Here is a 13,364-nt window from a genome sequence, read left to right on the forward strand (position 1 = left end):
TTTTAGGAGAAAGAAGATGATCAAAGGACACGGCATTGATCTGGTTGAGATTGACCGGATTGAACAGGCTTTGCGCCGTAGAGCTAGTTTTGCAGAAAAGGTCCTAACCCCCAAAGAATTAGCTGTTTTTACGAGCTATAAGGGCAAGAGGCAGCTCGAATATCTGGCTGGGCGCTGGGCGGTCAAGGAGGCTTTTGCTAAGGCTTTGGGGACTGGGATCGGCAAGCTCCGATTTTTGGATATGGAAGTGCTCGCCGATGAGAGGGGGCGGCCCTTCTTACACCAATCAGTTTTTGATGGGGAGGTGTTTATCTCCATCAGTCATAGTGGTAATCTAGTCATGGCGAGTGTGATTTTGGAGGAAAGAAATGGTAGCAAGTAAACATAGACCAACACGTGCAGTCGTTGATTTGACAGCTATTAGAGAGAATGTGAAAACAATAAAAACCCACCTCAAAGAGGGGATGAAAACTTTTGCAGTGGTTAAGGCAGATGCTTATGGACACGGTGCAGTGGCGGTTTCAAGGGCGCTTATAGAAGAGGTTGATGGTTTTTGTGTCTCCAATATAGATGAGGCTTTGGAGTTGCGTGAGGCGGGTTTAAATCAGCCTATCTTGATTTTGGGAGTTACTGCTCCAGAAGTGGTTTTTCTAGCTATTGAGGCGCAGGTGACTTTGACGGTAGCAAGTCTTGCTTGGCTGGATGAGCTCTTCAAGCAAGACTTAGACTGGTCTGGTCTTAAGGTCCATCTCAAGGTGGACTCTGGGATGGGACGTATCGGTATGCGGTCTTCTGATGAACTCAATCAAGCTATGGCGCTTTTGAGAGAAAAGGGGGTTCAGATTGAGGGGATTTTTACCCATTTTGCGACGGCAGATGAGGTGGATGAGGCTCAGTTTCATCGTCAGCTTGAGACCTTCAAGACGCTCTTATCTCAGCTAGATGAAGTGCCAGCCTTGGTGCATGCCAGCAATTCAGCCACCACTCTTTGGCATGAGGAAGGCATCTTTAAGGCGGTGCGTCTAGGTGTCGCCATGTATGGGATGAATCCGAGTGGCAGGGCTCTAGAGTTGCCTTATGATTTGAAACCTGCTCTCACTTTAGAAAGCGCTCTAGTCCATGTCAAAACCCTGTTAGAGGGGAATCGTGTCGGCTATGGTGGAACCTATCAGACCAGAGCAGAGGAAGTGATTGCTACGGTACCGATTGGCTATGCGGATGGTTGGTTGCGGCGCTTGCAAGGTTTCTCGGTTTTGGTTGAGGGAGAGTTTTGTGAGATTGTTGGACGGATTTCGATGGATCAGTTGACCATTCGTCTATCAAAGAACTATCCCCTTGGCACTCCAGTGGTTTTAATCGGAAAAAGCGGGGGTCAGATGATTTCTGCGACGGATGTTGCGGACTACTCGCACACTATCAATTATGAGATTACCTGTCTATTGGGGGAGCGGATTCCTCGAATCTATAAGGATACGCCATGCAGTTAAGCGATTCTATTCTTACCTTAAAGGGTTTGGGTCCAAAGACGGTGGCTACTTTTGCTAAGGTAGGGATTGAGACGGTTAAAGACTTGTTGCTATATTTTCCCTTTCGCTACGATGATTTCAAGAGTCAAGAGGTAGCTCAGCTCATAGACGGGGAAAAGGCGGTGGTGACTGGAACCGTGGTGACTCCTGCCGTGGTCCAATACTATGGGTTTAAGCGCAATCGTCTGTCTTTCAAACTCAGGCAAGGTGAGGCGGTGCTGGGGGTCAATTTCTTCAATCAGCCTTATCTGGCAGACAAGGTTGTCCTGGGCGAGCAGCTGACTGTTTTTGGGAAATGGGAGGCGAGAAAGGCTAGCCTTACCGGCACGAAGATTTTAGCTCAGGTTACAGACGAGATGCAACCCGTGTATCATGTGACCAAGGGGCTGTCTCAAGCCAGTCTGGTTAAGGCTATTAAAACTGCTTTGGAGAGTGGCTATCTGGAGCTTTTGGAGGAGAATTTGCCGTCCTCTCTTTTAGAGCGCTATCGCCTAGTGGGCAGGCGTGAGGCTGTTTTGGCCATGCATTTTCCCAATGACCGAGCTGCCTACCAACAGGCGCTACGGCGCTTGAAATTTGAGGAATTTTTCTATTTTCAACTGCGCCTGCAACGCTTGAAAAAAGAGCGTCAAAATCCAGAATCTGGCTTGGTTTTGGCTTACGATAAAGAGAAAATAGAAGAGGCTAAGACTGCATTGCCTTTTACCTTAACTGAGGGGCAAGAGCTTAGTCTTTCTGAGATTTTGGCTGATATGGCATCTCCTCGTCACATGAACCGTCTCCTCCAAGGAGATGTGGGGTCAGGAAAGACCGTGGTGGCAAGTCTTGCCATGTATGCTGCTCATACAGCAGGCTATCAGGCTGCTTTGATGGTACCGACAGAAATCCTCGCCGAGCAGCATGTCGAGACCCTATCGGAACTCTTTCCCAAGCAAAATACAGTCCTCTTGACCTCTGGGATGAAAACCAAGGCCAAGCGCACTGCCCTAGATGCGATTGCAGATGGGACGGTGGATTTTATCGTAGGGACACATGCCTTGATCCAAGAAGGGGTCAGCTATCATCGTCTGGGTCTGGTCATCACGGATGAACAGCACCGCTTTGGAGTCAACCAGCGAAAGACCTTTCGGGAAAAAGGGCATGAGCCCGATGTCCTCATGATGACAGCGACCCCTATTCCTAGAACTCTTGCTATCACTGCTTTTGGTGAGATGGATGTTTCCATCATCTCCCAACTGCCCAAGGGGAGAAAGCCCATCATCACTCGCTGGGTTAAGCACCAACAACTAGACACCGTCCTTTCTTGGATGAAGGAACAGGTCACCTCTGGCGCTCAAGTATATGTCATCTCTCCCTTAATCGATGAATCGGAAACCTTGGATTTGAAAAATGCGATTGCCCTCCATGAGGAGTTGAGCCAGTATTTTGGAGCAAGAGCCAAGGTCGCCCTCTTACATGGGCGCATGAAGGCAGAGGAAAAAGAAGCCATCATGACCGCTTTTAAGGAGCAAGAAGTGGATGTCTTGGTATCAACTACGGTTATCGAAGTGGGGGTCAATGTGCCCAATGCGACCATCATGATGATTATGGATGCCGACCGCTTTGGACTTAGTCAACTGCACCAGTTGCGCGGGCGCGTGGGTCGTGGTAGTAAGCAGTCCTATGCTATTTTGGTGGCCAATCCTAAGACCGATAGTGGTAAAGAGCGCATGCGCATCATGTGTGAGACCACAGACGGTTTTGTCCTTGCTGAAGCCGATCTCAAGATGAGAGGGTCTGGGGAAATTTTTGGCACTAAGCAGTCCGGTATCCCAGAATTTAAGGTCGCTAACATGGTTGAAGACTACGCTATTTTAGAAGAGGCGAGAAAAGTTGCCGCAGAATTGGTAACAACAGACGGCTGGGAAACGACCAGAGATGGCGAGCTACTCCTAGCTCAATTAGAAAAGGTGGAACGGTTTGATTAAAGAAGAAAAGAAAAAAGAAACCCTCATCCTAGGTTGTATGCGCCTAGCGGCATTGAACGATCAAGAAATCTGTGCATTGTTAGAAAAGAGCTTGGCGTTAGGAATAAATCAGTTTGACCACGCAGATATCTATGCCAAGGGAGAATCAGAAAAACGATTTGGTGATAATTGGCGCAAGGTCAATCCAAGGCGTGAAGATTGGCTCATCCAGTCCAAATGTGGCATCCAAAAAGGTTACTATGACCTGTCCAAGGAGCATATCCTCACTAGTGTGAAGGCCAGTCTCAAGCGCTTAAAGACTGATTATCTGGACACCTTGCTCCTCCATCGTCCTGATTTATTGATGGAGGTCGATGAGGTGGCAGAAGCCTTTCATCAGCTACGAGAAGCTGGCTTGGTCAGACAGTTTGGGGTCAGCAATTTCAGTCGCTATCAGATTGAGCTGTTGCAATCAGCCCTTGATGAGCCCCTCGTGACCAATCAAGTTCAGCTCTCCCCTGTTCACAGTCCGCTCCTAGATAGTGGCGTTTTGGTCAATACCTTGTCTAATTTGGCAGCGAACCGAGATGGTGGTTTGCTCTCTTATAGTCAACAGACTGGGATGCGATTACAGATCTGGTCGCCTTTTCAGATTGACTTGGCCAAAGGGACCTACTTTGACCATCCTGACTATGAGGCCTTAAATGTTTGCTTAGAAGCCTTAGCCAAGACCTATCAAGTCACTAAGGAAGCAATCGTCATCGCCTATCTTTTGCAGATTCCGACGTCTTTGCAGGTGGTTATAGGCACTACCAACACCGAGCGTTTAGCCAGCTTAGTTAAAGGCTGTGATGTCACGCTAACGAGACCAGACTGGTATGCCATTTATCGATCAGCCGGTCATGACTTGCCTTAGTGGAAAAATAAAGAAAACCAACATCACTATTTCTCGTAGATGTTGGTTTTCTTTATGGATTAGCCTTCAATATAGTCTTTGAGGTCTTTTCCTCTTAGACCTGCATTTAGGGCGATGAGAAGTTTGATGCGTGCTTTTTGGGAGTTGAGTTCTTTGACAAACATGACCCCATGTTTGGCCAAGTCAACCCCACCTCCTGAATAGGCATAGACCGGCTCTGCAATGCCGTTAAAACAACGCGAAACAAGGACGACAGGTACTCCTTGCTCCATGAGATGATTTAGCGCTTTGGCAGCTTCAGGTGGGAGATTGCCTGCTCCAAGGGCTTCAATGACTACTCCGTCAATGGTATCAGGAGACAAGAGGCTAATAATACCGTCCCCCATCCCTGCGTAAGCTTTGATAATAGGCACCGTTCCTGAGATGTCGTCCAAATCAAAATGTACCCGTGGCTCCGCGGTCTTAAAGAACAAGATGTCATGTTTCATGATAATGCCAAGAGGTCCGTGGGTCGGTGTTTGAAAGGTATCGACATTGGTGGTGTGAGTCTTGGTGACATACTTGGCGGCATGGATTTCGTCATTCATGACCACCAGTACCCCCTTGTCCCAAGCCTTGTCATGGATTGCGACACGAAGGGCGCAGAGGTAGTTGTAAACGCCGTCGCTCCCTAGTTCATTGGACGAGCGCATCGCACCAGTGAGAATGATGGGAAAGTTTGGTAGGTTCATGGTATCAAGAAAATAAGCCGTTTCCTCCAGTGTATCTGTTCCGTGAGTGATGACCACGCCATGGATAGTGTCCGCCTTTTCTTTGATGATGCGATAGAGTTCTAACATGTGGCGAAGCCGAATATGGGGGCTAGGTAGTGAAAAAGGCTCCAAAATCTCAAGGGTCACATGGTCTAGAGTCACACCAAGCTGAGTCATGGGATTTTGCTGGCTTTCTTTGACATTTCCCTCTTCATCGGCAGTCATAGAGATAGTGCCACCGGTATGTAAAACTAAGATTTTTTTCATTTTCATGTTGTTTCCTTCTAGATTATGGTATTATTGTATCATAAATGAAATGAGAAGGGGGCTTCAGATGGCAATCAAGGCGGTATTTTTTGATATTGATGGTACGCTCTTAAATGATGTCAAGTCTGTGCAAAAATCGACTCAAAAGGCGATTCGAGAACTCCATGCCCAAGGGATACTAGTTGGGCTGGCGACAGGTCGTGGGCCAGGTTTTATCCATCGTTTTATGGAAAATTTGGAGATTGACGTGGCGGTCAGCTATAATGGTCAGTATATCTTTACCAGAGATCAGATCCTCTACCAGCACCTCTTGCCTAAGTCTGTCCTTTACCGCGTCATCAAGTATGCGTCTGATAAGCGAAAAGATATCTCACTAGGGACGGCTTCTGGACTTGTTGGGTCCAATATTATCAGTATGGGAACCAGTTGGCTGGGTCAAGTGGTGAGCCAAGCCCTGCCTAAAAAAACCGTAAAGACCTTTCAGCGCACCTTTAAGCATGTCATCAGACGGATCAAACCGCAGAATCGAGCTAGTCTCTTGACCGTCATGCGTGAACCCATTTACCAAGTGGTCTTGGTAGCATCTCGTGAAGAAACCGATCAACTCAAGGACAAATTTTCCCAATTGACCATTACAAGAAGCAGCCCCTACTCGGCTGATTTAATCAGCAAGGGCAATTCAAAACTAGAGGGCATCAAGCGAGCCGGTGAGCATTTTGGTTTTGTCCTTCATGAGGTCATGGCTTTTGGAGATTCGGACAATGACCTTGAGATGCTGTCTGGTGTGGGCATTGGGGTGGCCATGGGCAATGCGACCAAGGAAGCGAAAAAAGCAGCCACTTATGTCACCACTAGCAACAACCAAGATGGCATTGCAAATGCCCTTGCCCATTATGGTTTGATTCATAAGGAGACAGAGCTGACTTTCCAAAGTCTGGATGATAATTTTAACAAGGTTAGGGATTTCCACGAGATGATGGACGGTCAGCTTAATGAGATGCCGCGCGCCTTTGATCCTGAAACAGCCAGTCATCGGGCTAACTTTAAGGTGGAGGAGCTGGTGGAGTTTTTAAAGGCGACCAATCCTAAAGCAGCAGACTTTGAAGCCAGTGTCGCTGCTCTTCATGAGGCCATCGATCAGGCGGTCAAAAAGGTCAACCAAAAAGAGCCGACCACGTCTCAACTGGTGGGTCAAGTGGATGCTCTCATGGATTTGCTCTATTTCTGTTACGGTTCTTTTGCCCTCATGGGCATTGATCCAAAACCGATCTTCGACACCGTTCATGCCGCCAATATGGGTAAAATCTTCCCCGATGGTAAGGCGCATTTTGACCCCATCACCCATAAAATTCAAAAACCAGAGGACTGGGAGGAGCGCTTCGCCCCAGAACCTGCCATCTATCACGAACTAGAACGCCAGATTAGAAAGGCGAGGGCTAGAGAGACCAAAACAAACAAAAAGGACTAGGGAAGCTAGTCTTTTTTGGTGGAAATCAGGAGATAAAGGAAAGCGAGCAGGACAAGACCGCCATAGATGAGGCTAACTGTTTCTGCCGTTAGGAGAATGACGAGGCTAGAAAAGAGCAGTTTTGAGAGCATCTCTCCTAGTTGAAAATAAGTGACCATGCCGCCAAAGACGGTGGCCAGTTGGTTTTGGTCGATTTGGTTGAAGATCAAGCTACCTAGCTTGGGGTTCAGCATGCCAATACATAAGCTAGAGAGAAAGAGGAGCATAGCGAGGATAGCAATCTGATGCCAGGAAAAACTAAGGAACAAGAGCAAGAGAACGAGCAGGTTGACCATGAGGATCTGCTTGATAGAAAGATTTTTAAACCAAGGACTAGTGAGGATGAGCATTCCCCCTAAAATCTCACCAGCGATGGTAGCCCCACCCAAGAGGGACAGGGTGGTTGCGGTATTGACGAGTTGAAAGGCGGAAGAAGATGAGAGACTAGCTCCTACCAAGGGCGTGATGATGGTAAGACTAGCATTGAGGATGGGAACGGTGACTTGGTGATTTTAATCTAAGGTTTCACCGGCAGGTCCTTCTTGGTGTCCAAGACGGACAAAGCCACCAGGCTCACTGTCTTCTTCTGTCATGATGACCCGATCGCTATCTTTGAAATCGGCATCTGGCTCATCAAAGTAATGATCAACCTCGTCTTTAGAGAGTTTTCTCATTCAAGAACGAGAAACCCGCTCTAAGGTGAGGTTATGCACTTGAGCGTTTTTAGGTTGAGAACTGGCTTGAACTTTGGTATTGTTTTGACGGGGGAGGGTCAATAAGGATAGGGCCACTAGACACAACCCAGCTAAGAACAAACCAAATAATAATCTTTTTTTCATCTTATTCATCTTTTTCAAAAAAGACTTCAAGTTTATTTTGACTTTTTTTAGTAAAAAAATCATAAATCCAGAAATATAGGTGTTTTCCATGTGTTTATACTGAATAGACAGCAAAAAGGAAGACCTAATTGGTCTTCTTTTGAGTTCAATGATGATACTTAAGATGGCTTTTTTGAATGGAGAAAGTGATAGCCAAAAGAAGTAGGCTAATTCCTGACAAAATGGTGATGAAAGATTCTTTAGAATCGCTTGTTTGTGGCAGGATTCGATTTATCGTCTGGGAGTGGGATGTTTGAGATTTGCTCATTTGTGAGAGATTTATGAGGTGAGGTGTCGTCATATTTTGATCATCTATTTTTCTTAAAATAAGAGGTTCTTTTTGCAGGATAGGAGCAGTATCAGAGGAGGTAAGAGCATTGTTTTTTGGTGTTTGGCTGGTGTTAGTATTGACCTCTGGAGTAATGTTTTGTTCAGGGTCAATGCCTTTATAGAGATAGTCATATAATTTTTGAGCAGTAATGTCTTCACCTACCCATGCAGATAGAGGTTGACCATTGTTCAAACGTAAAACAGTAGGAGTTCCAGGAATCCCTATTTCTGTGAATAAAAAATGTGCGATTTGATCATCAAAGTCATTGCCTTCTACATCGTAGTATTCTAGTGTTCCGTTGGTCAATTGATTAAATTCTTTGATCACAGGTGAAAAGCGACGGCAGTGAATACAGCCAGCTCTTCCGATATAAAGTGTGTGTTCTTGTTGATCTGGACTAAAATCTTTTAAAACTTGTTCTTTTGAGATTCGTGTAAGGTCTGAAATGTTCTTTTCATAGGTTTCTTTATCTATTTCATGGGTTACTAATGGCTGGGATGGGGTGGTATCAGTCGAGAGAGTTTCTTTGCTCTCTTGTGAGGAAGAGGGGGCAGATATAACCGTATTTTCTTTGTCTTGAATTTGAGATTGAGTTTGCATATCAGTAACAGGAAGATTTGATGAATTTTCAGTGTCTGCTAAAGCTTGTTTAAGGCTAAGCGAAAGACAAACAGAACTGAGCAAAAAGAGATAGGTTAATAATTTTTGTTTCATGATAGAGACTCCTTTTTATTTGAGCAGAATAACTGTTGATAAGTGAGACTATTTTGTTCTAAATCATGAGCGTTTCCCACAGATTCAATCATGCCGTTTTTTAAAACAATGAGACGATCGGCATAGTCAATGACTTGTTGATCATGAGAGACACTGATGATGGTCATCTGTGAATGATATTGTTTTAGAAATTGAAAAATTTGTCTTTCTAAAGCGGCATCAATATGACTGGTTGCCTCATCCAAAAGTAATATTTTGGGATCATGGAGAAGCGCTCTCAATAGATTGATTTGCTGTTTTTGGCCTCCTGAGAGGTTACTACCACTTTCTCTCACTGAAAGGGTCAAAGGGAGGTTTGTCCCATCACCAATACCAAAAACTCGACAGAGTTGTTTAAAGTTAGGTGATTGCTCATATTGAGGATGTCCCATTAGAATATTATCCTTTAGAGTTCCTGAAAAAAGATAGGAATCTTGTTCGACATAGGCAATCTTAGAGCGGAGATCTTCAAGAGAAAAGTCATGAATATCTTTTCCTCCTAAAAGATAAGCCCCCATGCTTGGCTTTGTAATAGTTGCTAAAATGTTAAGCAGAGTTGACTTTCCACTTCCACTCATACCAATCAGGGAGATAAACTCTCCTTCCTTGATATGTAAATGGATGTTTTGTAGAATTGGAGGACAAAATGGCTCTTGGTAAGATAGGGCATTGAGTTGGATCTCATAGTTAGTCAGTTTCATTGACTGCTTTGTTTCTCCATTGGATTCTATTGTTTCTTTTAAAACATCATTCAGTCTAGAGGTCAAAACGGAAATATTTTGAATATCATCCTGTAATAACACCAGTTTCTTAACGGGGGTGATAAAAAAGACGACCATAGATTGAAAAGCGATGAGAGATCCCAAAGACAATTGTCCTTGTTGGACGAGATGGATACCGAGGATCAAAATGATCATGTTACCAGTTCCTTCGACAAATCCGATTAAGGCTCCTAAAATGCCACTATAATTTCCTTCCAAGTACTTGTAATGAACAGATTTTTTAATCATGTCTGAAAATCTGTTGGAAAACCAAGATTCAGAGCGACTGCTTTTTATGGTAACAATGCCTTGGAAGCTTTGAGATAAAAAAGTAAGGCTTTCTGAATAGGAAGTATAGAATTGTTTACTAAGCTTTTTCAGGATTGGTAGGAAAAAACTCACCAGTCCAAAGTAAACGACTAATAAAACGATCACAACTCCAAACAATAAAGGACTGACGGTGTATAGAATGATCCCTCCAATGATAGAGCTTATGGTTTCTAAAGCCATCGTCAAGATGAAGTTAACGATGATACTTTGCAAACTGATGATGCTCTGAAATCTAGAAATCACTTCACCTGACGGCATTCGTGAGAAAAATAGAGCAGGAACAGCCATTAATTTTTGATAGAAAATATTAGAAAAACGTTTGTTTAAGTGTTTCGATAGGGTCGAAAGACTGATTGTCTTGGCTATATTCAAACCAAGTTGAACCAAGTAGATAAAACCAATTAAAATCACTAACCAAGTCAGATTATCCATCAGGTGACGCAGAAGGTCAGGGAGAACGAAATGGTCAGAAGATTGTTTTAAGAGGTGTCGATCTAAGATATACTTGACAAAGTAAGCAGAGAGAAAGGAGATGCCCATAAGAAGAAAGGATAGGATGGTAATCAAGATAATGTCTTTTTTCTTAGGGAGCAGTTCTTTCCAAAATAAGTCATATTTCTTGTCTGATTGCTTAAAAGATCTCCAGTTTTTACCTTTTCGATAGGTGATGATATAACCGGTCCATTTTTTCTGAAACGTTTCTATGCTGATGGTTTCAATCCCTTCTGCTGGGTTAAAGACTTTGATCGTCTTCTTAGACCAGTGTAAGATGACTAAAAAGTGTCCAGCACCGTTTTCTAAGGTCACATGGGCAACGAAAGGAAGGATTATTTCTCCAGATTGAATGGCAGTATTTAGCTCTTCAAAATTTCCCTTTAGTGATGTTGCCTCTAGACCATATTGTTTAGCGACTTCCACCATGCTGAGGAGATTTGCCCCCATAGGACCATAGGCCAGTTGTTTTTTCAAAGTGCTAACAGGAATAGTTTTTCCATAGTAGTTTAAAATACTAGCTAAACAGGCCGTGCCACAATCTTCGGAGCTATGCTGTAAAGTGCCTTTAAATCTCATAGAATGTCCTCCAAATGAAAAAATGTTCTAGCTCTTTATTTTTTTCATACCGCGGTAGGTGATAAAAAGAAGGAAGGCAATGAGTACAAGTCGTACAATGATGATAATGGTCGCATTGGTGTAAAAATGATTGGTGAAAAACCCGTGATGATTGGAGAGTTTGAGTAGAAGATGATCTGTTTCATTGGTTGATGGAGAGAGGAATAGTAGTAATTTATTAAGCAAGCCTTTGGAAAAAACATGAGTCAGAAACTCAAAAGCAAAGAAAGAACCTGCGGAAATACCAAAAGTTGAAAGAGATAACTTACTACGACTAGAAATAAAAGCGGTAAACCCAATAATCAGCAATAATCCAATATATTGGAAAATCAAGAGGTTAACTAACAATTGAGAAAGTGACATTTGGATAGGAAAGGCCATAATGTTTGACACAGGGCTGATCCAGTTCAAGTTTAACTGAACGCTAGTTTCTCCACCGCTGAAGCCAAAATAAGAACCAAAAGCTGTTAAAATAGTGGCTTGCACGATGATAAATGTTAAAGAACCAATAATGAAAACAGATGCTAGTTTAGCTAAGGTCAAACGGTTGCGTCCATTTTTTGTGGAAAGGAGCAGTTTTTCCATATTTTTAGACTTATCACCAGAAAACACAGGTGAGCAGACAAAAGTGGTAAATAAAACAATGAGAACAAAACCGCTATTTATCGTTTGAAACAAGTAGTACCAAGGAGCAAAATTGCCAAAGGTTAGCTGATCAAGAGGAAAAGCAGAACCGAGTTGTTCTTGCGAGAGCAATTTAACGGGCTCAAAGGTTTCTTTTGTAAGGTCATCACTATTGGCCTCAGTGTTGATTTGGACTAGCAAGGGTGTTGGATTTTCTATTAAAGTACTTAAGGCAAGTTGAGAATTTTCATTGTAGAATCCGAAAGATCCATATTTTTCTTTTTCCTTGATGTAATCTTTAAATACCTGATTGATCAGTTTGTCTGTTAAGGGACCAGTGTGTGTTTGGACGATTTGACGATTTAATTGGATAGCTGCTTGTCCATGAACCTTACTATCAGAAGAACCTGACACAGCACTTCCTTTGAAATGAATAAAAAATAATCCCAATAAAGCAAGTATAAGAACAAGACAGCTACCTAAAACGACTTTTTTCTTGAGGAGTTTGTGTAACTCAAAGGGAACTAAGGACATCATAGCGTAACCTCCTCCTTAAAGTGGTAGAGATAGAAATCCTCTAGGTTTGGGGTGACAGCTTGAGCGTTTGGGGATGGCTGGGTGCTACTCACGATGCGTAGCACCCAGCCATCTGGAAGGATTCGTTCATTCACGACCGTATGGTGTGAGATATAGTAATGTCTGTCCTGTTCAGGTATGATGACTTCCCAAACCTTTCCTTGAATGAGGGTTAATAACTGATTGGCTGTGCCTTTTTCGGCAATGCGACGATCCTTTAAGATCAAAATTTCCTTGGCGATGGCTTCAAGATCAGAAACGATGTGGGTTGATAGGAGGACAATACGATCACTAGAGAGTTCGCTGATGAGGTTTCTAAAGCGGTTCCTCTCTTTGGGATCCAGTCCAACCGTCGGCTCATCAAGGATGAGAACTTTTGGATCATTGAGAAGAGCTTGAGCGATACCGAGCCGCTGCTTCATCCCTCCAGAGTAGCTAGCGATTTTTTGTTTTTTGACATCAGATAGACCAACTAGCTTGAGTAGACGTTCAGCATCTTTTTTGGCTGCTGATCTGGACATACCCTTTAGTTTAGCGAGATAGAGGAGAAAATCTAGTCCTGAAAAACTAGGGTAAAAGCTGAAGTCTTGAGGTAAAAATCCAAGATTTTGATAAAAATAACTGGCTTTAGACTGATTGTCAAGTAAGAGCGTTCCTTTTGTCGGTTTAAGCAGGTGACAAATGATGGAAAGAAGAGTTGTTTTTCCTGCTCCATTTGGTCCAAGTAGACCATAGACACCAGAAGTAAGTTCAAGAGAAATATTTTCTAGGACTCTTTTGGTGCCGTAGGATTTAGAGATGTTTTTTAGTTCTAGTTTCATAATATTAGCCCTACTCTATTAAAATAAAAATGGTTAGCCAATAAAAGAATGACGGCTAACCGTTTTGATAGACTATCCGTCTAACCTTTTACCCAGCAAGTTGTATTATAACGGTGTTCGTGTTCATAAGCGTTCACTTCTGCCGTGCTTTTTTGGAGATGAACAGCACTATGGTATCCATCCTTGCAATACCAATAGTAACCAAAACCACCTTGCACAGTCATCATTTCTTCAGTTGTTAATGCTTTCATGTTCGTATCCTCCGA

At 43.4% G+C, this 13,364-nt stretch carries 14 protein-coding genes; 5 read left to right on the plus strand and 9 right to left on the minus strand.

Going from position 1 to position 13,364, the window contains the following annotated elements:
* Positions 1-16: 16 nt before the first annotated feature.
* The 4 genes from acpS to ACZ49W_RS00410 are packed head-to-tail and all read left to right on the plus strand — an operon-like array spanning position 17 to position 4,388.
* Positions 17-382, plus strand: coding sequence for a holo-ACP synthase (gene acpS, locus ACZ49W_RS00395; protein WP_464813383.1), 366 nt, complete (start codon positions 17-19; stop codon positions 380-382).
* On the plus strand, positions 369-1,487 hold the full coding sequence (gene alr / locus ACZ49W_RS00400; protein WP_464813384.1) for an alanine racemase: 1,119 nt from the start codon (positions 369-371) through the stop codon (positions 1,485-1,487). Before acpS ends, alr begins: the two co-directional genes overlap by 14 nt.
* Positions 1,478-3,493, plus strand: coding sequence for an ATP-dependent DNA helicase RecG (gene recG, locus ACZ49W_RS00405; protein WP_464813385.1), 2,016 nt, complete (start codon positions 1,478-1,480; stop codon positions 3,491-3,493). Before alr ends, recG begins: the two co-directional genes overlap by 10 nt.
* A complete protein-coding gene (locus ACZ49W_RS00410; RefSeq protein WP_464813386.1) occupies positions 3,486-4,388 on the plus strand; it encodes an aldo/keto reductase in 903 nt (300 codons plus the stop codon). Before recG ends, ACZ49W_RS00410 begins: the two co-directional genes overlap by 8 nt.
* Positions 4,389-4,447: 59 nt before the next feature.
* Here ACZ49W_RS00410 and ACZ49W_RS00415 read toward each other — a convergent pair whose 3' ends face one another.
* Positions 4,448-5,407 (minus strand): asparaginase, encoded by a 960-nt coding sequence (locus tag ACZ49W_RS00415; protein ID WP_464814933.1) that lies wholly within the window; start codon positions 5,405-5,407, stop codon positions 4,448-4,450.
* Between the two features lie 67 nt (positions 5,408-5,474).
* On the opposite strand from ACZ49W_RS00415, the gene ACZ49W_RS00420 reads away from it, so the two are divergent.
* A complete protein-coding gene (locus ACZ49W_RS00420; protein ID WP_464813387.1) occupies positions 5,475-6,875 on the plus strand; it encodes a Cof-type HAD-IIB family hydrolase in 1,401 nt (466 codons plus the stop codon).
* 5 nt (positions 6,876-6,880) lie between these two features.
* Here the strand turns inward: ACZ49W_RS00420 and ACZ49W_RS00425 are convergent, their stop codons facing one another.
* The 8 genes from ACZ49W_RS00425 to ACZ49W_RS00460 all read right to left on the minus strand — a co-directional run bounded on the left by ACZ49W_RS00425 (position 6,881) and on the right by ACZ49W_RS00460 (position 13,349).
* Positions 6,881-7,372: a hypothetical protein gene (locus tag ACZ49W_RS00425; RefSeq protein ID WP_464813388.1), complete on the minus strand. Its 492-nt coding sequence runs from the start codon at positions 7,370-7,372 to the stop codon at positions 6,881-6,883.
* A 54-nt stretch (positions 7,373-7,426) separates the two neighbouring features.
* Complete coding sequence (locus tag ACZ49W_RS00430) at positions 7,427-7,588, minus strand: hypothetical protein (protein ID WP_464813389.1); 162 nt, start codon at positions 7,586-7,588, stop codon at positions 7,427-7,429.
* On the minus strand, positions 7,589-7,753 hold the full coding sequence (locus ACZ49W_RS00435; RefSeq protein WP_464813390.1) for a hypothetical protein: 165 nt from the start codon (positions 7,751-7,753) through the stop codon (positions 7,589-7,591).
* 145 nt (positions 7,754-7,898) lie between these two features.
* Complete coding sequence (locus tag ACZ49W_RS00440; protein WP_464813391.1) at positions 7,899-8,837, minus strand: DUF6568 family protein; 939 nt, start codon at positions 8,835-8,837, stop codon at positions 7,899-7,901.
* Positions 8,834-11,038 (minus strand): peptidase domain-containing ABC transporter, encoded by a 2,205-nt coding sequence (locus ACZ49W_RS00445; RefSeq protein WP_464813392.1) that lies wholly within the window; start codon positions 11,036-11,038, stop codon positions 8,834-8,836. The genes ACZ49W_RS00440 and ACZ49W_RS00445 overlap by 4 nt, the downstream gene beginning before the upstream one ends.
* 27 nt (positions 11,039-11,065) lie before the next feature.
* Positions 11,066-12,238 carry a hypothetical protein gene (locus ACZ49W_RS00450; protein ID WP_464813393.1) on the minus strand — a complete coding sequence of 391 codons (1,173 nt, stop codon included), beginning with the start codon at positions 12,236-12,238 and terminating at the stop codon, positions 11,066-11,068.
* A complete protein-coding gene (locus ACZ49W_RS00455; RefSeq protein ID WP_464813394.1) occupies positions 12,235-13,098 on the minus strand; it encodes an ABC transporter ATP-binding protein in 864 nt (287 codons plus the stop codon). Before ACZ49W_RS00455 ends, ACZ49W_RS00450 begins: the two co-directional genes overlap by 4 nt.
* Positions 13,099-13,178: 80 nt before the next feature.
* A complete protein-coding gene (locus ACZ49W_RS00460) occupies positions 13,179-13,349 on the minus strand; it encodes a ComC/BlpC family peptide pheromone/bacteriocin (RefSeq protein ID WP_464813395.1) in 171 nt (56 codons plus the stop codon).
* Positions 13,350-13,364: the final 15 nt, after the last annotated feature.

The organism is Streptococcus sp. STR1/CE/0325, assembly GCF_055386095.1.

What these genes read in the sequence shown, in the direction of transcription:
- ACZ49W_RS00455 (WP_464813394.1), bottom strand. Translation starts at nt 13,098, where the DNA reads ATGAAACTAGAACTAAAAAACATCTCTAAATCCTACGGCACCAAAAGA.
- ACZ49W_RS00450 (WP_464813393.1), bottom strand. Translation starts at nt 12,238, where the DNA reads ATGATGTCCTTAGTTCCCTTTGAGTTACACAAACTCCTCAAGAAAAAA.
- ACZ49W_RS00435 (WP_464813390.1), bottom strand. Translation starts at nt 7,753, where the DNA reads ATGAAAAAAAGATTATTATTTGGTTTGTTCTTAGCTGGGTTGTGTCTA.
- ACZ49W_RS00440 (WP_464813391.1), bottom strand. Translation starts at nt 8,837, where the DNA reads ATGAAACAAAAATTATTAACCTATCTCTTTTTGCTCAGTTCTGTTTGT.
- acpS (WP_464813383.1), top strand. Translation starts at nt 17, where the DNA reads ATGATCAAAGGACACGGCATTGATCTGGTTGAGATTGACCGGATTGAA.
- ACZ49W_RS00420 (WP_464813387.1), top strand. Translation starts at nt 5,475, where the DNA reads ATGGCAATCAAGGCGGTATTTTTTGATATTGATGGTACGCTCTTAAAT.
- ACZ49W_RS00430 (WP_464813389.1), bottom strand. Translation starts at nt 7,588, where the DNA reads ATGAGAAAACTCTCTAAAGACGAGGTTGATCATTACTTTGATGAGCCA.
- ACZ49W_RS00460 (WP_464813395.1), bottom strand. Translation starts at nt 13,349, where the DNA reads ATGAAAGCATTAACAACTGAAGAAATGATGACTGTGCAAGGTGGTTTT.
- alr (WP_464813384.1), top strand. Translation starts at nt 369, where the DNA reads ATGGTAGCAAGTAAACATAGACCAACACGTGCAGTCGTTGATTTGACA.
- recG (WP_464813385.1), top strand. Translation starts at nt 1,478, where the DNA reads ATGCAGTTAAGCGATTCTATTCTTACCTTAAAGGGTTTGGGTCCAAAG.
- ACZ49W_RS00445 (WP_464813392.1), bottom strand. Translation starts at nt 11,038, where the DNA reads ATGAGATTTAAAGGCACTTTACAGCATAGCTCCGAAGATTGTGGCACG.
- ACZ49W_RS00415 (WP_464814933.1), bottom strand. Translation starts at nt 5,407, where the DNA reads ATGAAAAAAATCTTAGTTTTACATACCGGTGGCACTATCTCTATGACT.